Genomic DNA, 21,833 nt, shown 5'->3' on the forward strand with positions numbered 1-21,833 from the left:
GTACTTTATTGATATCAGAACCAAGTATCTTATAATCAGCTTTAACACATTCACCAGCTGCAATCTTCATTGTAGATTCACCCATAGTCTTCATCTGCTTATCGACGCTTTCAAACATCTTATTACGTTCATCTTCACCCATTGAGCCGATGAAATAATAAATATCTCCATTGTTTAAATGTGTTTCCATAGCATCAATCTGTGCTTTTACATCATCTAGTTTCTTCTTAGATTCATCTAATTGAGGTTTTGCAGAAGCGACTTTTTCTTTAGCCTGATCAAGCTGTTTCTTGATTGTTGAAGACTGGCTCTTCATTTGTGCCATCTGACCTGCTGAAGCATTGAGTTTTTCATAACCAGCAACTGCCTGAGAAATACCAGCTAATTGAGCCTGAAACTTTGTTTTTGCGTCACCTTCAGGTAATGCATTATATTGTGCTGTTAAAGTGTTCTGCATTTCTTTGGCTTTTTCATATGAACCAAACTGAGTGTTTAATGTATTTAGTGCACTATCATATTGCTTAATTGCAGTCTGCATCTGTTCATACTGCTTCACACCCTGATTGTATTTAGCCATGCCAGCATTATACTGTTCTAAACCTTTATTATAGCCATCTAAGCCTTTTTGATAGCCTTCCTTAGCAGAATTAATAGCTGAATCAATCTTTGTCTCAAATAACTTATACTGCTTTGTACCAGGTTTCATTTTATTCATAGAATAAACAATCAACATAGGCTTAGTTAATACTTTATTGAGTTTTTCTTCATCTACATCTTTCTTTAAGATATATAAAGTCTGATTCTTTGCTTTTTTGAATGTCTTATAATAAGACTTGTCCACATCCTTTGCAGGAGTTTTCTTATACGCATTTTCTAATACTTTTTGATCTTTTGAAGAGACAAATAATAATAAATGATTATAAGTTTCTTCACTTAATACAGGAGATATAGCTGAATCGAAACCTCCTGCCTGAATACCGCTAGATACGATATCAGACATATAATCAGGAAGTGTTAATTCAGTATAGGCCTGTCCAAATATACAAACGATGGCTAATACAAACAATAACCAATATTTCTTAAAATATTTCTTAAGTTTAAGCATCGTCTTCCTCCTTTAATTCATCTTCCATATTCTTAATAATCATATCAATCATATGTAATACGGCATCATGATCTTCTTTTGTGAGTCCTCTGCTGCATACTTCTTCCATATGTCTCATCTTATCCTTACAGATTTCTAAATACTCTTCACCCAATTTACTTAAACGCACTGTAGAATGACGTTTATCTTGAGGATTCTGTTCACGAATAATATAGCCTGCTTCTTCTAGACGCTTGATTCTTACTGAAAGTGTTGCATCAGAGATATGAAGATATTGTGCCACTTCTTTTTGAGAATGACCATGTTCTTTAATCACAAATAACAAGCGTGATTGATCACCTGTTAAAGGCATATTCTTAAAGTTACGCATCATATACTTTCCTACTACTTTTCTAAGTACTGCGACCTTATCTATCATCACTTTGACATTCTCTTGCATGTCCGTTGTACACCTCCTTACTATTAGTTAGTATGCTAAATATTATAGTTAGGGTGCTAACTATTGTCAATAAAAAAAGAGTAGTATTTTTTACTACTCTCTAATCTGGCCATTTCCTTCAATTTTGTATTGGTAAGAACACATTTCTTTTAAACCCAGTGGACCTCTGGCATGAAGTTTCTGTGTACTGATTCCAAGTTCTGCCCCAAAACCAAATTCTCCACCATCTGAGAATCTTGTAGAAGCATTATGATACACACAGGCACTATCTAAGCTATTCATAAATAATGCAGCTGTTTCATTATTTTCAGTAATAATGGATTCTGAATGTTTTGTAGAATATGTATAAATATGATTGATTGCTTCTTCGACTGAGTCAACAACTCTAATATTCACAATATAATCATCATATTCTGTTGCATAACTGTCATCTGTGACATGTTCACAGTGAATGATCTGACATGTTGCATCATCCCCTTTGATTTCTACTTTTTCAAAGGCTTTTTTAAGTTCAGGTAAGAACTTGTCTGCCACATCCTTATGTACAAGTATTGTTTCTATCGCATTACATACTGAAGGTCTTTGAATCTTCGCATTGACTGCAATAGTTAATGCTTTATTAAGGTCTGCATCCTTATCAACATAAAGATGGCAAATACCAGCGCCTGTTTCAATAACAGGTACTGTTGCATTCTTAACAACAAACTGAATGAGTCCAGCACCACCTCTAGGTACAATAACATCTACATATTCATTGGCATGGATGAGTTCTCCTACAATGGCGTGATCTAATTCTGTGATCAGTTCAATCGCACCTTCTGGTAAGATGTCTTTAGTGGCATCCTTCATGATTTCTACTAATTTCTTATTTGTATGAATGGCTTCTTTACCACCTCTTAAAACACAGGCATTGCCTGATTTTAAGCAAAGAGAAGCAATATCTACAGTGACATTAGGACGGGCTTCATAAATAATTCCAAAGACACCAATAGGCACTCTCACTTTAGAAATTTCTAGACCATTTGGTCTTGTCCAGGATTCCATCACTTCACCAATAGGATCAGGTAATGTAGCTACCTTCTTGACTCCATCACTCACTCCTACAATACGTTCATGAGTAAATAAGAGTCTATCCTGCATAGCCTTAGTCATATTGACTTCCTTAGCATGTGCCATATCTTTTTTATTAGCTTCTAATATTTCATCACTATGTGCAATTAATGCGTCGGCGATTTTCTCTAATGCCTGATTCTTTGTGCAAGTTGGCATATTCTTTAAAAGACGTGCAGCAACTTTAGCACGCTTTAATTGTGTTTCTAATAATGTATTCATTATCTTTCCTCCAATACAACCATGTTATTCGCATGTACTACTTCATCATAGTCATGACGATGTAATATTTCGTCTATTTCAGAAGACTGGTGTCCTTTAATAAGTCTGATTTCATCACTTGCATAATTGACAACACCCTTCGCAATTGTATTTAACTCTTCATCCTTGATATCAACAACCTGTCCTTCTAAGAATCTTCCTTCTACATCTTTAATACCTGTAGGTAAAAGACTGACATGCTTGTCAACAATCGCTTTTCTACATCCTGCATCAACTATAATTGTTCCTCTTGGTTTAGTACGATAGGCAATCCAATGTCTTCTAGCATTCATATTTGTGCCAGAAGCCCCATTGAACCAAGTTCCTTCATTATCTAAAGCTTTTAATATACTGTTTTCTTTCTGTCCATTCACAATACACATATGACTACCCAATGCATTGACCATTTGAGCCGCTTTTAGTTTAGTCGCCATACCACCTGTACCTAGACCACTGACTGCATCTCCAGCATAGCTTAAAATAGTATCATCAATCTTATCTACATAGTGGATAAGCACAGCATCAGGATCAGTATGAGGATTACCTGTATAAAGACCATCAATATCACTCACGAGAATTAATAGTTGTGCTTCTACTAAAGGAACAATAAGTGAAGCCAATGTATCATTGTCTCCTACCTTGATTTCATCTACTGCCAAAGCATCATTTTCATTAATAATAGGAACAACATCATAATTGAGTAGTGCATTAATTGTATGGTTTAAGTTCATTAAACGATGACGATCATCAAAGTCATCATGGTTTAATAAGATCTGAGAACATTTCATATTAAAGACCTGGAATATTTCTTCATAGATTTCCATTAGTCTTGCCTGCCCAATCGCAGCTAATGCCTGTTTTTCCGGTAGTGTTTTCGGTTTACTGTCTAGTCCTAATGCGCCCATACCCGCTGCAATGGCTCCTGAAGAGACTAGAACAACGATATAACCTTCTCTTTTAAGTTTGGCAATCTGCCATGTTAACATCAATATTTTTTCTTTATTGATTTTTCCATCTTTGTCACAAAGTGAGCTTGAGCCTACCTTAATGACAATTTTCTTTACTTCTTCTATTCTACGTTTCATCGAAAACACCCCTTTATCATTTAATCTATTATAGAGGGTAAAACACTTTAAAAGCAAACAAAACATACTGATTTTTGTCTTTTGACAAAAAAAGACTCCCATTAAGGGAGTCAAATGTATTAGTGGCTTAAAGTTTTGTTTTCTACTTCTGTATTTAATAATTCTACGAATTCTTCAAAAGTCACTGTAGTCTGTTTCTTTTCACCATGTTTACGATAAGTCACAGTACCATTATCTCTTTCGTTATCACCAAGTACTAACTGATAAGGGATCTTCTTTAACTGTGCTTCTCTGATACGATAACCTAACTTTTCATCTCTGTTATCGTTATTTACTCTGAAGTGTGCTTTTCTTAACTTAGCCACAACTTCTTTTGCGTATTCATCATGGTATTCAAGTTTAACTGGAATAACCTGAACCTGAGTAGGTGCTAACCATAGAGGAAGGTTACCTTTTGTTTCTTCTAGTAAGAAGGCAACGAAACGGTCTAATGAACCTAAGATTGCTCTATGAATAACTACTGGTCTTACCTTATCACCATTTTCATCAACATAAGTTAATTCGAATCTTTCTGGTAACTGGTAGTCTAACTGGATAGTAGATAAAGTAACATCATGTCCTAATGCACTCTTTACCTGTACGTCAAGTTTAGGACCATAGAATGCTGCTTCGCCTTCTGCTTCATAGAATTCTACATTCATTTCTTTTAATACTTCACGTAATTCATTTTCACTCTTTTCCCATAATTCATCATTACCGAAATACTTTTCTTTGTTGTTCTTATCTCTTAATGATAAACGGAATGAGTAATCTTTGAAACCAAAGTCCTTATATACATCAAGAATTAAATGTGCTACATTCTTGAATTCCTGAGCAATCTGGTCTGGACGACAGAAGATATGTGAATCGTTCTGTGTAAATGCTCTTGCACGTTCAATACCAGTTAAAGCACCACTTGCTTCAAAACGGAAATCGTTCGCAATTTCCGCAATTCTAACTGGAAGATCACGATATGAATGTAATGTAGATTTATACATAACCATATGGTGTGGACAGTTCATAGGTCTTAATACATATGCTTCATCATCTAATTCCATAGCTGGGAACATATCATCTTTATAATGAGCCCAATGTCCTGATTTCTTGTATAACTTAACGTTACCAAGAGATGGTGTCATAACATGTTCATAACCTAATTCTAATTCTTTGTTCATGATGTAATCAGATAATAAACGTCTTACAGTGAAACCATTTGGTAACCACATTGGTAAACCTTTACCTACGATATCTGCAAACATGAAGATACCTAATTCTTTACCAAGTTTTCTGTGGTCTCTTTCTTTTGCTTCTTCTAATAACTGAAGATGTGCTTCTAATTCTTCTTTAGTTGGGAAACATACACCATAGATTCTCTGAAGAACTTTGTTGTTCTTATCACCTTTCCAATAAGCACCAGAATGTTTGATTAACTTGAAGTTCTTACATAATTTTACTGTTTCTACATGTGGACCACGACATAAGTCAGTGAAATCACCCTGTGAATAAGTAGTGATTGTACCATCTTCTAAACCATTGATTAAGTCTAGCTTATATTCATCATCCTTGAATTCTTCTAAAGCTTCTTCTTTAGAGACTTCATGTCTCACGATTCTCTTACCATCTTTACAGATTTTCTTCATTTCTTTTTCAATCTTAGGTAAGTCATCATCAGAAATAGTCTGATCACCTAAATCGATATCATAATAGAATCCTTCTTCTACTACTGGACCTACCCAGAATTTAGCTTGTGGGTAAAGATGTTTAACTGCCTGTGCTAATACGTGTGCACATGAATGATTTAAAGTATTTAAATCTTTGTCATTTAAAAAATCGCTCATATTCTCCTCCTATAAATAAAAAGAGACCTCATCAAAGGACGAAGTCTCGTGTTACCACCTTTATTCGTTATGCAATGCATAACCTCTCATCTCTTAACGCGAGTTACGGAATCTCTTTCGAGTTCAGCATCACAGGGAGTACCTTTAAGTAAATATCTTGGAAGTTTCCACCATTTCTTCCTCTCTAGTAAGCTTTTATCTTAAAGACATATCCTGTTTCATAGCTTGTGCCTTTATTGTACACCACTTCAGTTAATTGTCAATAAATAAAAAAGGAATAGGTCACCCTATTCCTAATTATCAAAAATTATTTGATTGTAACGATTTCTAAGTAACTTGTTAAACCAGAAACACCTGGAGTACCACCAGTTACGATTACCTGTTCACCAGCTGAAATTCCGTTTTCCTTAGCGATAACCATTGCAAGATCCATTAAACCTTCTCTTGATTTCATAGATTTGCAAAGCACAGGCTTAACACCCCAGTTAAGAGCTAATTTCTTAACTGTATCATCAGATGGAGTTGGAGCGATGATTGGACAATGTGGTCTATAACGTGACATACGTTTTGCAGTAGCACCTGTTTCAGTGAATGCGATGATAGCTGAAACGTTGAAGTTTGCAGCAATTTCAGCAACTGACATACAGATAGCTTCTGAAGGGTTTGTGTTATCAGCAGTTCTGATAGCTCTTCTTAAGATTGAAGCATAATCTAAGTTTCCTTCGATCTTATGAGCAATCTTGTTCATAGTTAATACTGCTTCTTCAGGATATTTACCCTGAGCAGATTCACCAGATAACATGATAGCATCAGTACCATCATAGATAGCGTTAGCTACGTCAGATACTTCAGCTCTTGTTGGTCTTGGGTTTTCCTGCATAGATTCAAGCATCTGAGTTGCAGTAATAACGATCTTACCAGCAGCATTACATTTCTTGATGATTGACTTCTGGATTAGAGGTACATCTTCAGCAGGTACTTCTACACCTAAGTCACCACGAGCAACCATGATACCATCAGCTACTTCTATGATTTCATCGATGTTTTCAACACCTTCAACACATTCGATCTTTGGTAATACTTTGATATCTGGCTTACCGTTTTCAGCAATTAATTTCTTAATATCTAATACATCCTGTTTTCTTCTTACGAATGAAGCAGCGATGAAGTTTACATCCTGTTTGCAACCGAAGATTAAGTCGTTCTTATCTTTTTCTGATAAGAAATCAAACTGTAACTTAGTACCAGGAACGTTGATACCACGAGTGTTCTTAACTCTACCATCGTTAGCAGCTACACAATAGATATCCTTACCTTCAACGTGGTCAACTAATAATGCAACCTGACCATCGTTAACTAAGATATAAGCACCAGGCTTAACATCTTTGTATAATTCCTTATAAGAAATTGTGAAACGATCTGAAGAACCAACAATTTCTTCTGGAGTGATTACTGAAACCTGACCTTTCTTGAATTCAGTGAATCCACCTTCGAAAGCACCAGTACGGATTTCAGGACCTTTAGTATCAAGCATGATAGCTACATCAGTACCTAATTCCTTGTTTACTTCTCTTAAAGTATCCATCTTCATAGCATGTTCTTCATAGTCACCATGAGAGAAGTTACAACGCATTACGTTCATACCAGCTTTAATAAGCTTCTTTAACATTTCTTTATCCTGTGAAGCAGGACCAATAGTACAAACAATTTTTGTTTTTTTCATTTTTTCTTTAACCATTTTAGACTCCTTAATCAACCAAATAAATTTACACTCCGTTATATATATTTAACAAACACACTGAGAAATTAACGTAATTTCTGAGCGTCTTCGTAAATACCAGCATCAGCTACATGCTTATGACTTAATACTTCTGTGATAGGGAAAGCAGTAATCTGGCCATGTACTTCACCTACGCAAAGTCCACCTTTACCTTCTTCAAGAAGTTCTACAGCCTTAACACCCATACGGCTTGCTAAGACACGGTCTCTTGCAGTTGGTCTACCACCACGCTGTAAATGACCTAAGACATTTGCACGAGTTTCGAAACCTGTTGCAGCTTCGACTTTCTTTGCAAGTTCATTGACATCAGTGATATGTTCAGTAATAACCACGATTGCATGGTCCTTATCAGATGCCTTTGACTGTTTTAATCTTTCGATAATCTTATCTTCATCATAACCAGTATCAGAAGTGACTACTAGTTCAGCACCAGCTGCGATACCTGCATTAATTGCAAGGTCACCACATCTTCTACCCATAACTTCAAGGATAGTACATCTCTGATGTGAAGAAGAAGTATCTCTTAATCTGTCTAATGCTTCAACAATTGTATTTAATGCAGTATCAAATCCAATTGTGAAATCAGTATCAGGAATATCATTGTCAATTGTTCCTGGAAGACCAATACAATTTACTCCCATTTCTGTAAGTTTTAAAGCACCATGGTATGAACCGTCACCACCGATGACTACTAATGCTTCCATACCTACTTTTTTCATCTGTTCGATTGCTTCTTTTCTGATTTCAGGATCTTTGAATTCAGGGAAACGAGCAGATTTTAAAATAGTACCACCATTATTGATGATATTACGAGTACTATGACGATCGAATTTCATGAACTTACCTTCATGAAGACCTTTATAGCCAAGTCTAACGCCATAAACTTCGATACCCTTGTTAAGACAAGTTCTAGCTACTGCACGAATTGCAGCGTTCATTCCAGGAGCATCTCCCCCAGAAGTTAAAACACCAATACACTTAACCATTTTTTTCTCCTCTCAACTTATGCATTCTATTTAATAAACATTCTAGCATAATTGTTCGTTCCTTACCATCACCAATTCTATTCCAATCAATTTTTTTAGTCAATAATTATTTCACAACATAGCGCTTTCATTTTAGAAACAATATTCTTTGCACGAAGCTGTTCACGTTTATCATTATATTTATTCATGTAAATCGTTTCCAAGTCTTCAAAACCATATGCAGAAGTCATGAAAGTAGGCAATTCATTTAAGATACGATAGTCTAAAATCATCGCTAGAACTTCATCTCTAGACCAGTTAGTAACATTTTCTTCACCTACACTATCTAAAAGTAAATAAGGAATGTTTTTTACTAGATCCACTAAAGATGTATCTTCATTTGAATTAAAACTTGCTTTGACATCTGCCATAAGTGTAGGTACATGACATAAGCCTACTTCATAGCCACGTCTAGCTAATTCATTCATCATACCTGCCATGATTCTTGTACGATTTGATCCACCACATACTAAGAAGCCTTTTGTTTGTGGTTTATTGACATATTCAATCAATTGTTTAGTTAAATTCATCGTACTTGCCTCATTTTTGTTCATTGCTTCATTGGACAAACTCTTGAGGCTTGTCAATGCAAGTCTAGTAGACATGTTATTGTAATGAAAGCGAGAAAGAAGCTGATCATTTTCATGCTTTTCAAGACCATATTGACAGCTTTTGACATCACGATGGACGTAAGTTTCATAGCTCAAAGTGATCTGCTGACCTTTATTCATCTTAGGGCATTCATTGATTCCATGACAATGTAAACAAGGTTCATGATCATCTACATAGGCAAGTAAATCTACCCAGGCATCTTCTAGAACTTTTTTAGTTAAATGATTCTTTTCTACAAATTCCCTAATATCCTGTCTTTTGACTAATTCCTGCAAACTTTGGTTTCTTGTATTTTCTAATTCTTTATCAAAAGAAAGAATCTGTCCTGCTTTTATCATCATAGATCACCTCCTAGACTTTCCATTAGTCTTCTTAATTCTTCTTTATCTTGTTCTGTCACTTTCTGTTGTTTCTTTTCGGGTTTCTTTGTCGTTTTCTTTACTGCTTGACGAGGTTTATTGTTTTGAACCTCGTTGTACGCATCACGGGCTGTCTTTAACCCTTTTCTCACCCATGAAGCACCAATTGTTTCACAATAGTTCTTGTCTAGTCGTCCATTACTTCTACCTAAAACATATTCTATCAACATATTAGTGACTGCAGGAGTAAGTCCCATAGCCATCAATGATTCCGCAATATTGAGATCATGAAGAGCTGGTTCTTTTCCTCCCTGCTTATTCTTTAATAGCTGATAAGGTGAGATTGTCTCTAGATATCTAAAGTGCTTGTTTAAGTTATCATCATCAGTTTGTGGTGAAGCATGCTGGATGGGCTGAGTGTGATAGACCTCTTTAAGTGAACTTGCTGAATCAGCACTATAGTAACGTTTAGCCTGTTCTACTAAAGCTTTACGATTAAACTTACCTTCCACAATCGCATCCTTAACCATTAAAGCGAGAGATAATTGATCAATCGCATAAAGAGTCGCAATCTGCTTAATTGTATCTTCATTACGATTCACTATTTTCATAGGAACCTGATAATCCTTCAATGTTTCATAGAAGAGCGTGAGATCATAATTAATAATTGGACGTTCACTTTCTTCTTCTTGATATCCTGATTCATGTTTCAATGGTTTGTTTTGTGATAAATCAATCGTAAAGACATCTTCAAAGCGTGATGTGACTTCCTCATATTCAGTGAGCTTTTCTAGTCCTGAACGGAAGTAATTCTTTGTTTTGGTATATTCTTCTATTCCTATCGTTTTCTGTAATAATCCTGCAAGAATCTGATTTCTAAAGAAGGCATTGACAGAAAGTGGTGTCATTAAGTGAAAGATATAGACTCCCTGCCCTTCTGATTCTTTATAGTAGGATTTAAGTAAACTTAAGCCTTCTAATGTCTTTCTTGCCTGGTCAAGTTCTTCCAAGTCTAGATTTAATGCCATAGTTAAGCGACTAATCGCACAAGGCTGATGGAAATGACGCATACGCATGGATTCTACATTCAAATACATATAAAGACTATAAGCCTGTGTTTTAAGTAATGGGGCATACAAATAAGTGAGAATATCACAATCATTAAGACTTAATGGTAATGAACGTTCGCTTAAATAAACATCTGTCGCATATAACATCTTATTCCACCTTCTTTAATACTTTTAGTATTTCTTTTTCTAAATCATAATAGTTTGTATTGTTTCTAATGATATAGTCTGCACGTTGTTCTTTATCTTCTAAAGACATCTGGTTTCTAATACGGTCTAATGCCTGCGTACGTGTACAATGGTCACGGGATAAGACTCTTTGAATCTGTGTTTCTTTGTCACAACTGACCACTATTGTAGAGTCACATAAATCATCCCAGCCTGCTTCAAAGAGTAACGGTACATCAATAAAGACAATGTTGTTTTTAGATTGTTTGATTTTTTGTACAATCACATTTCTAATATAGGGATGTAGGATGCCTTCTAGATAGTTCTTTTCATCCTGGTTATTAAAGATAATATCTGCAAGTTTCTGTCTATTAATGATTCCATCGGTAAGTACAGGAAAATGTTCAATGACCTGTTTAAAAGCCTCTGTACCTGGTTCTAAGGCATGACGTGAGATATCATCTGCATCAATGACTTCATAACCATGAGTGATCAGATAATAACTGACAGTACTTTTACCACTCGCAATACCACCAGTGAGACCTATGACCTGCATATTGTTTCTCCAATACGTTCCATAAGTTCAATACAATCAATACTATCCTGATGACTCATACGATCACTTTCTACCTTAATATACGCAATGGCTTCATGACAGGCTTCTATTTCAGTATGGAAATCATCAATATCATAAGGGATTTCTCCTGTAAAAGATTCACCATTAAATGAAATAACTGCTTTTGTAGGACGATAGAATGGATCTAGTATGATAGTCCCTTTTGTACCTGTAATAGTCATATCTTTTCTTACTGGTCCATCAAGTGAAGCTTCCATAAAGGCTTTGACACCATTTTCAAATTCTAGAGTAATCGAATCATGAACATCTACACCATGTTCTACTTTCACATCATTAGAAATAGAAACAACAGGACTCTTCACAAAATCTAAGACAGTCGCAATATTATAAATGCCTGTATCATATAAAGCACCACCTTGTTTTGAATCATAAATATAAGAATGTTCATCATAAGGTACAATGGATTGGAAATGGTTTTCTATAGAGACAATATCTCCAATAATACCTTTTTCTATTTCTTTATGTACTTGATTGATCATTGGAATAAATCTAGATTTCATGGCTTCCATAAAGAAGACATGATTCTTTTCTGAGTATTCACAGAGTGTTCTTATTTCTTCGCTTGTTAAGGTGGCTGGTTTTTCTACTAAAACAGCTTTATGATGTTTCATTGCTTCTAATGCATACTTGTAATGAGAAGCATGTGGTAATGCGATATAGACAATGTCTACATTCTCATCTTCTAGTAACTTCATATAATCATCATAGAGTTTTTCTGGATGATAGAGTTCTTTAAATTGTTGTCTTTTTTCTGGATTATGTGATGCGCCTGAATAAAAGCATGCTTCATCAAAATGAGAGAGACTCTCACAGAATCTCTGGGCAATTCTTCCTAATCCTATTACACCCCAATTCAACATATTTAGTATCTCCTTTTCTGACAGTGAGGACAGTAATATGTTCCTCTTCCTGCAATTGTGATTTTCTTAATAGGTCCCTTGCATTTTGAACATGTTGTTTGTGCATGGACAGATAAAGTAACCTGAAATAAGCCATGGATGCCATTGGCATCAAATGAATGGATAGTTGTGCCACCCTGGGCAATGGCTTCCTTTAAAATAGTACTGGATACTTCTATTAATTCTAAAATACGTTTCTTTGAAAGTCTGTCTCCTCTTGTACGAGGATCCATACCCATTCTAAAACATATTTCATTCGCATAGATATTCCCAATCCCTGTAAAAATAGATTGGTCTAGTAATAATTGTTTAATAGGCAGATGACTTTGATGGATACGTGGATAGATGTAATCAAAAGAAGCTTCCATTGGTTCCTGACCTAAACGATTAAGTGGTGGATATTCACGATAGTGATTCTTGTCTACTAACTGCATACGACCAAACTTTCTTGTATCGTTATAACGAAGATCAGTGCCATCTGCCATATGAAAGATAATATGATCATGTTTATCATAGGGTTCATCTTTCATTTTTATATTGTATTTCCCTTCCATTCTAAGATGAGAAATAAATGCATCATGATCTAAAATAAAGATCAAATATTTACCATATCTGTCTATATCACAAATAGATTGATGAATGAGTGTAGTGACGAATGTCTCTACATCTCCATCAATAATACGTGGATAACGTACTTCTATTGAGTCTATTGTTTTATGAAGTACGAAGTTCTTTAAGGTTCTTCGTACTGTTTCTACTTCTGGTAATTCAGGCATTATTTTAATTCACACCAGTTCTTGGCATAGTTGCCTTCTACAATAAGAGGGACATCCATCTTAATGCAGTTTTCCATCTTCTCTTTGACTAAAGACATGACTTCTTCTAATTCATCTTCAAATACATCAAAAATCAGTTCATCGTGTACCTGTAAGATCATCTGTGATTTAAGATTCTTTTCTTTAAGTGCTTTATCTACTTCAATCATCGCAAGTTTTAGAATATCCGCACCTGTTCCCTGGATTGGTGTATTCATTGCATATCTCTGTGCCTGCTGGCGTACCATGAAGTTCTTATCATTGATTGTAGGAATATATCTTTTTCTATTAAGTAGTGTAGAGACATAACCTTGTTTCTTACATGTTTCTACAACTTCATCCATATATGTTTTTACTTCTGGATATGTTTCAAAATATTTATTAATAAAGTCTATTGCTACAGAAATAGAATAACAAATATCTTTAGAAATTCTAAATTCACTCATACCATAAATAATACCAAAGTTAACGGCTTTTGCCTGTGAACGCATTTGTGGAGTGACTTCTTCATCCTTTACGCCAAATACTAAAGCTGCAGTATGTCTATGGATATCTTTGCCTTGATTAAAGGCATCAATCAAATTAGTGACATGAGCCATATGTGCAAGAATTCTTAATTCAATCTGAGAATAGTCAAAAGAGACAAGATAGCCATTATGTGATACAAAGGCTTTTCTAATGAGTTTTCCTTCTTCACTTCTAACTGGAATATTCTGTAAATTTGGATCTACAGAAGAGAGACGTCCTGTATGAGTGAGAGTCTGTTTATAGATTGTATGAATCTTGTGATCTGGGAATACCTGTTCCTGTAGTCCTTTTAAGTATGTAGAAGAGAGTTTAGTCAACATTCTATATTCTAGTACTAATGGAACAACGGGATGGGCATCAATAATTTTTTCTAAGACATCCTGACTTGTAGAATAACCAGTCTTTGTTTTCTTGCCACCCTTTAATCCTAGATCTTCAAATAAGACCTGACCTAATTGTTTAGGTGAAGAAATATTGAATGTAGTACCTGAGATACGATAGATATCGTTGGCTAGTTTTTCAATTGTTTCATCAAAAGCTGTATCCATTTCCTTTAATACATCTAAGTCTATTTCAGTACCTGCAAATTCCATTTCACCCAAGATTCGTGTGACAGGAAGTTCAATGTTTTCATATAGTTCATACTGATTTTTATCTTTTAATTCTTTTGTGACAACATCTTTGAGTTCATAAATAGCTTTGGCTTTAGAGACAATATGACTCGCTAAGATGTCATCTTCTGGAATATGCTTCTTTGCACCTTTTCCAAATACTTCTTCATCATATTGCACACCTTCATAATCAAAATGTGTACAAACATATTTAAGTTCTTCTTTAATAGCTGGTTCTAATACATAAGATGCAAGTGATAAGTCAAATGTATAACCATTGATTTCTATTCCATTCCATCTAGAACCAATGACAGCACTCTTGATATCATAGCCATACTTTTTCTTATTTTCATCCTTTAAGTAAGCTAAGAATGATTCATCCTTCAATGCATTTTCATAAGAGATGAAATAAGCCTGTTCATCATTATAAATACCATATCCTAGAATAATAGAACGATGATAGTTTGTATCATAGATAGAAGGATAAACAACACTGTCCTTTGTGATTTCAGGCATATGATCTACTATTTCTAGTTTCAATTCTTTTTTAGGTGCTGCTTCAGTCGTCATAGATTTAATCAAAGAATTCATATCATATTTTTCATAAAATGACTTGAGTGTTTCATAGTCATAACCCTGATATGTAGCTTTTTCTAAATCTACATCTATTGGTATATCCCTTAGTATTGTGGCTACTTTTTTACTCATCAAGGCATCTTCCATACCTGCTCTGATTTTTTCACCCATCTTACCTTTGATTTCATCCTGATGTTCCTGTAATCCTTCAATAGTGCCATATTGATGTAATAGTTTTAAGGCAGTCTTTTCACCTACACCTTTAATACCTGGGATATTATCAGAACTATCACCCATGAGTCCTAAGAAATCTCTAAACTGATCTGGCTTTAAACCATATTTATCAAGTAAAGTCTGTTCATTATAAATATCAAGTTCAGTGACACCTTTAACGGTACGATAGATTGTCGTTTGAGGTGAAATCAACTGATTGGCATCCTTATCTCCTGTATAAACAGAGACTTTGAGGTTATTCTTTTCACCAAAGTCTACAAGTGTACCGATGATATCATCCCCTTCATAGCCTTCTACTTCATACCAAGTGATGTTATGAGCAGTTAAGTATTCTCTTGCAAGCGCAAATTGAGGAACAAGTTCCTGTGGTGTTTCTTTTCGGGTAGCTTTATATGTATCTAATAATTCATTACGGAATGTTTTCTTACCATAGTCAAAAGCGACAATGACATATTTAGGATTGGTACTGATGATCTTCTCCACCATACGTGCAAAGCCATAGACACCATTAGTGGGAATACCATTACGATTGACCATATAGTTACCCGTATAGCTAGTAGCGTAGAATGCTTTAAATAGTAATGAGTTCCCATCTATTAATATTAATTCTTCCATTTTATAACTCCTTTACTTGATTAATAATAAGAGATAAGCGATCACGGTATTGAACACGCACATTCATTTCCACAGTCTTACCTCTTTCAAATATATTCTTATAACGTTCATATTGGTTAGAGAAACAGACAAATTCTACCTGCCCTGTTTCATCCTGACCTTCAATAAAAGCCATTTCTCTTCCTTTCTTATCTACAATAGCACGTACTGAACTAATAGAACATACAACTGGTATTGTACGATCCATATAGTTTTCTACGTCTACAAGATTTACTAAAGGATGTTTGATTTTCTGTTTTACATAGACAATAGGATGAGTCGATATATAAAAACCTAATACATCTTTTTCTCTTTCTAAACGTTTAAATTTATCTTCTCTGACTTCTTCAAAGATTGGTTTTTCATCCACCCCTAATTGTATATACTCCAACATGAGTGAAATATTCTTACGTAAATAGGCTCTATTTTTATTAAATTCATCAAAAGCCCCTGCATCTATTAAACTTTCTAACATCTTAGATGATAAAGAAGGAAGTCTGCCTAAGAAATCATACATATCCTTAAAGAGACCTTTTTCTCTTTCTTGAAGAATCATCTTATACCCAGCAGCTCCTACATTCTTTATAGAAACTAACGAATAACGAATACCGCCTTCTTCTACCATAAAGCGTGAATAAGAATAATTGATAGAAGGTGGAAGAATCTTTACACCATAGCGTTTAGATTCTTCAATAGTATGCATCTTGCTAGAAGTAGAACCTGATTCATTGGATAAAATAGCCGCAAAGAAATAGAGTGGATAATTGGCTTTTAAGTAAGCTAATTGATAAGCGACATAGCCATAAGCAACAGAATGACTTTTATTAAATCCATAGTTCGCAAATTTCTCAATCATCTGATAAAGTTTTGTGACAACATCTTCTTTAAAGCCTTTTTTCATAGCACCTTGAATGAATTCTTCCTTCATACCTGCCATCATACTTTCATCTTTATAAGATACAGCTTTTCTTAATATATCTGCACGTCCTAAAGAGAATCCTGCAATGACTTGAGCTATCTGCATGATCTGTTCCTGATAGATCATAATACCATAGGTAGACTTTAGGATTGGTTCTAGTTCTTTGAGTAAGTAAGTGATATTGTTTTTATTCTTTCTAACTTCTAGATATCTAGGTATGTTTTCCATTGGACCTGGTCGATATAAGGCAATGGCTGCAACGATATCATCAAAACATTCAGGTTTCATCTTTTGAAGTAATGAACGCATACCACTTGATTCTAGCTGGAATACACCTGTTGTATCTCCACGAGAAATCAAATGATACGTACGTGCATCATTAAGAGGTATAGCGTTAATAGAGAATGTTTTCCCTAATGTTCTTTCGATATCCTTCATAACATAGTCAATCATAGTCAGATTCTTTAAGCCTAAGAAGTCCATCTTAAGAAGACCTGTTTTTTCAATATAATCCTTAGAGTATTGACTCATGATCATATCACTAGGACCAACAACTAAAGGGACTACATCTCTTAATGGTTCATAGGATAAGACAACACCAGCTGCATGCTTAGTGATATTACGTGGTAAGTATTCTACAAGACTCATAGGTCCAATAAGGCGTGAAAGGACTGGATCTTTTTGAATCATATCCTGGAATGAAGCACTTGTAGAATAGACTTCACTGATTGTTTTACGATGTTTAGGAGCAGTAGGCACCATCTTCGCAATCATTTCTAGTCTTGGTAAAGGGATTCCCATCACCTTTCCTATATCTTTTATTGCCACACGTGGTCCATAGGTAGAGAATGCGACAATCTGAGCTACATGATCATAACCATATTTATCACAGACATATTGAATGACTTCATCACGACGATCATCCTGGAAGTCTACATCAATATCTGGCATGGATACTCTTTCTGGGTTTAAGAAACGTTCAAAGAGTAGATCATATTTTAATGGATCAATATTTGTGATACCTAGACAATAGGCAACAAGTGAGCCTGCGGCAGATCCTCTTCCCGGGCCTACGAGTATGCCATGTTTTTTCGCATATTGTACATAATCAAATACAATCAAGAAATAATCATCATAACCCATTGTATGAATAGTTTTTAATTCATAGAGTAAACGATCTTTATAGTCATCTGTAATAGGCTGGTTTTTAAAGCGCTGTTTTAATCCTTTAATACATAAATGTCTTAGATAAGCCCCACTATCACCTGTAGGTGTTTTGTAGTGAGGAAGACCATTTTCTGTCTTCTGGATACTGCCATAACAATTATCAATCATTTCTTCCGTATTCTTAATAATATCTGGATAACGACTAAATATTTCTCTGATTTCTTTTTCTGATTTTAAATAACGTTCACTCGTAAGAGGTTCATGATCCTTATTCAAAACTTCACCTTTTTTAGAAGCCTGTAATAGATCTAATGTGAAAGCATCATGAGAATGCAAGTAACGGACATCATTTCCCCAGATACATGGAATATCAAAAAAATGAGCATCCTTAATAAGTCTTTGATTACGTAATGAATGACCACTATTTCCATCTTCCACAACCATAATACGATAAGAGGTGCCAAAGAGGCTCTTCATGATTTTCATAAAAGTTATTAATGGACGTTCTGTCTGCGCATGGTCAAATAAATCTTTATTCTTTTCTTTTGCCTCTTCTTTCTGAAGAAGCAGATCTTCATATTCATGAGATACAATATAGAGATGATCTCTATAGTTAGAGAGTGCTTTAAGTGAGATGGCTTTATGTTCACTTAAGTTAATATCACTCACAATACGTACTAAATCTTTATAACCAACATCATCACGTGCATAAAGTAATAAATGTATTAAATCATCGTTAAACATAATAGAGGCATTCACACCTAGTATTGGTTTAATTGAAGCTTTGGTACATGCTTCATAGAATTCATAGGCCCCATACATATTATTATCATCTGTTAAGGCAAGAGCCTGGATATGTTTTGATTTTGCGTTATCTATAAGAGATTGAATAAGTATTGTACTCTCCTGAAAGCTATAAGCACTTTTAATCTGTAAGTGTCCAAACATAGGATCCTCTCCTTCCTTGTTCACCCATTATACCAAATTATCCCTTCTATTTATAGTTTCATGAAAAAAAGAACATGCCTAAGCACGTTCTTCGAGTTCAGCCATTTTAGTCTGTATTCTTGATTGTACAAGATTAGCTACTTCTACGCTGTTCATATCCTTATATTCTTCATAAGGAATTGGTGATAGATAATGAATACCACAATCAACTCTCTTAATAGAATTACTGTCTAATACTTTAAAACAGTTATGCATGACACATGGAATAATTGGCACCTGTGCATCCATAGCTGGTTTAAATGAACCACCCTTGAATTCTAATAATTCATTTCCCTTTTTAGAACGTGTTCCTTCTGGGAAGATCACATAAGGGATACCTTCAGACATTTCCTTTTTAACCTGTCTCATAAGCTTCATAGAAGCTCTTAAGTTTGTACGATCAATGGCAGGATATTCCATGAATTCAGCCACATCTCTTAAAAAGATAACATCTAATAGTTCTTTTTTAAAGACAATCTTGAAAGGACGTTCAATACTGTCAAATAATGCAAGGATATCAAATAATCCCTGATGGTTTGGAGCTACAAAAAAACCACCTGTTTCAGGAAGATATTCTGTACCTGTAATAGTTAGATTAACACGTGCTCTTTTAGTTGCTTTCTTTAAAAGTCTTCTTGTCCAGTCAATACGTTCTTCAAAAGGAATCGTATCCATATGCTTCTTGATATGTTTTAACTGGAAGATCAGTACTGGTAATTCAAAGAAGAAACGAAGCACAATTAATATAAGTCTTTTCATTTTTGATAGATTTCTAGTGTAAATGTCTCAAAGGGCTTTTCTTCTACGAGACGATAGTTATATTCAGAAAAGTCAGGGAAATATGTTTCTCCTGTATAGTCTCCAGGAATACGTGATAAAAGAATTTGATCACAATATGGAAGTGCCTGTTTATATACAGAAGCACCACCAGAAATAAAGAGGTCTTCACCACGTTCTTTAAAAGCTTTAATAGTGCCTACTAAATCATCTACCACTTCTACTCTATCATCTTCAAAATTATGAGAAAGGACAATAGTATGACGTTTAGGTAATGGTTTACCTATTGCCTGGTAAGTTGTTTTCCCCATTAATAATGTATGATTGAGTGTTGTACTTCTAAAGTGTTTAAAGTCTTCACTATTGTGCCATGGCATCCCATTATCTGTTCCCTTTTTCCCAATGAGATTATTTTGATCAGCTGCGACAATAATAGTAATCATACACTGACCTTACCTTTCAATGGACCATGAGACTGATAACCTTCTAGCTTGATATCTTCAATCTTGAAATCAAATAGATTATCAATGTCTTTATTTAATACAAGATGAGGAAGAGGAAGTGGTTCTCTTTCAATCTGTGTCTTGACTACATCAAAGTGATCCTTATAAATATGCGCATCACCAATAGTATGAATGAATTCTTTTGGTTCATAACCACATACTTGTGCAAGCATACATGTAAGTAAGGCATATGATGCAATATTAAATGGAACACCTAAAAATGTATCAGCACTTCTCTGGTATAACTGACAGCTTAAATACTTCTTATCACTAGATACATAAAACTGCATAAGTGTATGACATGGTGGTAAAGCCATCTCATCTACCTGACTAGGATTCCATGCAGAAATAATATGTCTTCTAGAGAATGGGTTATTCTTTAAAGAATCAATTAACTTTACTAACTGGTCAGTACCTTCATTATTAAAGTTACGCCACTGTGCACCATAAACTGGACCTAAATTACCATGTTTCTTCGCAAATTCATCATCATTTTTGATCTTTTCTACGAATTCTTCTAATGTTTCACCATTGAAGTCTTCACTCTTCTTAAAGTCTTCATAAGGCCATTCATTCCATATTTTCACATTACGGTCTACAAGATATTTAATATTTGTATCACCTTTGATAAACCATAATAGTTCTTCCGCAATAGGACGTAAATACATCTTCTTAGTAGTAAGAAGAGGAAATCCTTCACGTAAATCATAGCGTGTCTGATATCCAAATACAGAACGTGTACCAGTCCCTGTGCGGTCAGGACGGTCTTCACCATGTTCTAGGATATATCGACACATATCTAGATATTGTTTCAAATTTTATTCCTCCTTTTATGCATTTGACCTCATGATAACACAAATAATCATAAATGGGATATACAAATACTTCTTCTTTGTATAAAAAAGAAGAAGTATTTCTACTTCTTCATCTGTTCACGGTAGTTTTCCATCATACCCTTGAATATTTCAGCACTTGTAGGAGGGGTAAATGTCACTGCGTTCGCACCTGCTTCAATGACTTCTTTAATTGTGTCTTCTGTTGGTCCACCTGTCGCAATAATTGGGAAATCCTTATCAATAGCGCGTAGTGCCTTAACGATTTCTACTGTTTGTTTTCCACCAGATACATTAATGATTTTAGCGCCACTATGTAACATACGTTCTTCTAAATCTTCATCTAGTGATACTACAGTGAGGACAATAGGAATATCTACTAGACGTGATAATTCTCTGATCATTTCTGTATGTACAGGAGCATTGAGTACAACAGCTGCTGCACCATGTAATTCTGCATCTAAGGCAATCTTGAATACTCTTGCACCATTGGTAGTTCCTCCACCTACTCCTACAAAAACTGGTTGTCTTGCGACACCAATAATCGCATTGGTGATCTGAATAGTAGGCGTAAAAGGATAAACAGAGAGAATGGCATCAGCGTTATTATTCGCAATAAGTGCAACATCCGTACTAAATAGTAAGCTTTTTATACGTCTACCATTCACATTAATACCACTGGCTTTGTACATCACTTCTGGCACTTCTACAGTATGTTTTAATGTAGATTGGATTCTTGGGGTCATTTTAGGGGTTTTCATTAAATCATTCATATTTTCTCACTCCTTTGCGTATTATTATACTC

At 34.9% G+C, this 21,833-nt stretch carries 17 protein-coding genes and 1 pseudogene; all 18 read right to left on the reverse strand.

The features are described from left to right. Window positions 1-1,105, reverse strand: a pseudogene (locus ACT8VG_RS00345) (hypothetical protein); the annotation flags it as partial. Next, window positions 1,098-1,544 (reverse strand): MarR family winged helix-turn-helix transcriptional regulator, encoded by a 447-nt coding sequence (locus ACT8VG_RS00350; RefSeq protein WP_432265468.1) that lies wholly within the window; start codon window positions 1,542-1,544, stop codon window positions 1,098-1,100. The gene ACT8VG_RS00350 and the pseudogene ACT8VG_RS00345, both read right to left, overlap by 8 nt. Before the next feature lie 93 nt (window positions 1,545-1,637). Next, entirely contained in the window at window positions 1,638-2,876 is a 1,239-nt protein-coding gene (locus ACT8VG_RS00355; protein WP_187011947.1) for a glutamate-5-semialdehyde dehydrogenase, read from the reverse strand. After that, window positions 2,876-4,000 (reverse strand): glutamate 5-kinase, encoded by a 1,125-nt coding sequence (proB, locus tag ACT8VG_RS00360; RefSeq protein ID WP_195921015.1) that lies wholly within the window; start codon window positions 3,998-4,000, stop codon window positions 2,876-2,878. The genes ACT8VG_RS00355 and proB overlap by 1 nt, the downstream gene beginning before the upstream one ends. A 119-nt stretch (window positions 4,001-4,119) precedes the next feature. Continuing rightward, on the reverse strand, window positions 4,120-5,877 hold the full coding sequence (gene thrS, locus ACT8VG_RS00365; RefSeq protein WP_022425111.1) for a threonine--tRNA ligase: 1,758 nt from the start codon (window positions 5,875-5,877) through the stop codon (window positions 4,120-4,122). 307 nt (window positions 5,878-6,184) lie between these two features. After that, window positions 6,185-7,615, reverse strand: coding sequence for a pyruvate kinase (pyk, locus tag ACT8VG_RS00370; protein WP_444194981.1), 1,431 nt, complete (start codon window positions 7,613-7,615; stop codon window positions 6,185-6,187). 68 nt (window positions 7,616-7,683) lie between these two features. After that, the gene (gene pfkA, locus ACT8VG_RS00375) at window positions 7,684-8,643 is read right to left on the reverse strand and encodes a 6-phosphofructokinase (RefSeq protein ID WP_444194982.1); all 960 of its coding nucleotides are present in this window, start codon (window positions 8,641-8,643) and stop codon (window positions 7,684-7,686) included. Between the two features lie 95 nt (window positions 8,644-8,738). Next, a complete protein-coding gene (locus ACT8VG_RS00380; RefSeq protein ID WP_444194983.1) occupies window positions 8,739-9,635 on the reverse strand; it encodes a hypothetical protein in 897 nt (298 codons plus the stop codon). Next, entirely contained in the window at window positions 9,632-10,870 is a 1,239-nt protein-coding gene (locus ACT8VG_RS00385; protein ID WP_444194984.1) for a DnaD domain protein, read from the reverse strand. Before ACT8VG_RS00385 ends, ACT8VG_RS00380 begins: the two co-directional genes overlap by 4 nt. A 1-nt stretch (window position 10,871) precedes the next feature. Beyond that, on the reverse strand, window positions 10,872-11,444 hold the full coding sequence (gene coaE / locus ACT8VG_RS00390) for a dephospho-CoA kinase (RefSeq protein WP_187011942.1): 573 nt from the start codon (window positions 11,442-11,444) through the stop codon (window positions 10,872-10,874). Further along, window positions 11,432-12,385 (reverse strand): Gfo/Idh/MocA family protein, encoded by a 954-nt coding sequence (locus ACT8VG_RS00395; RefSeq protein WP_444194985.1) that lies wholly within the window; start codon window positions 12,383-12,385, stop codon window positions 11,432-11,434. The genes coaE and ACT8VG_RS00395 overlap by 13 nt, the downstream gene beginning before the upstream one ends. A gap of 2 nt (window positions 12,386-12,387) precedes the next feature. Beyond that, window positions 12,388-13,200, reverse strand: a complete 813-nt coding sequence (gene mutM / locus ACT8VG_RS00400) for a bifunctional DNA-formamidopyrimidine glycosylase/DNA-(apurinic or apyrimidinic site) lyase (protein ID WP_444194986.1) — start codon at window positions 13,198-13,200, stop codon at window positions 12,388-12,390. Then, window positions 13,200-15,803, reverse strand: a complete 2,604-nt coding sequence (gene polA, locus ACT8VG_RS00405) for a DNA polymerase I (RefSeq protein WP_444194987.1) — start codon at window positions 15,801-15,803, stop codon at window positions 13,200-13,202. Before polA ends, mutM begins: the two co-directional genes overlap by 1 nt. 1 nt (window position 15,804) lies before the next feature. Further along, a complete protein-coding gene (gene dnaE, locus ACT8VG_RS00410) occupies window positions 15,805-18,876 on the reverse strand; it encodes a DNA polymerase III subunit alpha (protein ID WP_444194988.1) in 3,072 nt (1,023 codons plus the stop codon). Between the two features lie 78 nt (window positions 18,877-18,954). Then, window positions 18,955-19,674: a lysophospholipid acyltransferase family protein gene (locus tag ACT8VG_RS00415; protein WP_221711601.1), complete on the reverse strand. Its 720-nt coding sequence runs from the start codon at window positions 19,672-19,674 to the stop codon at window positions 18,955-18,957. Beyond that, window positions 19,671-20,135 (reverse strand): dihydrofolate reductase, encoded by a 465-nt coding sequence (locus tag ACT8VG_RS00420; protein WP_117458192.1) that lies wholly within the window; start codon window positions 20,133-20,135, stop codon window positions 19,671-19,673. Before ACT8VG_RS00420 ends, ACT8VG_RS00415 begins: the two co-directional genes overlap by 4 nt. After that, window positions 20,132-21,010 carry a thymidylate synthase gene (locus ACT8VG_RS00425; protein ID WP_444194989.1) on the reverse strand — a complete coding sequence of 293 codons (879 nt, stop codon included), beginning with the start codon at window positions 21,008-21,010 and terminating at the stop codon, window positions 20,132-20,134. The genes ACT8VG_RS00420 and ACT8VG_RS00425 overlap by 4 nt, the downstream gene beginning before the upstream one ends. 101 nt (window positions 21,011-21,111) lie before the next feature. Beyond that, window positions 21,112-21,801 (reverse strand): hypothetical protein, encoded by a 690-nt coding sequence (locus ACT8VG_RS00430; protein ID WP_006504896.1) that lies wholly within the window; start codon window positions 21,799-21,801, stop codon window positions 21,112-21,114. Between the last annotated feature and the right edge of the window lie 32 nt (window positions 21,802-21,833).

The organism is Catenibacterium sp. (assembly GCF_052354645.1).
GTDB lineage: Bacteria > Bacillota_I > Bacilli_A > Erysipelotrichales > Coprobacillaceae > Catenibacterium > Catenibacterium mitsuoka_A.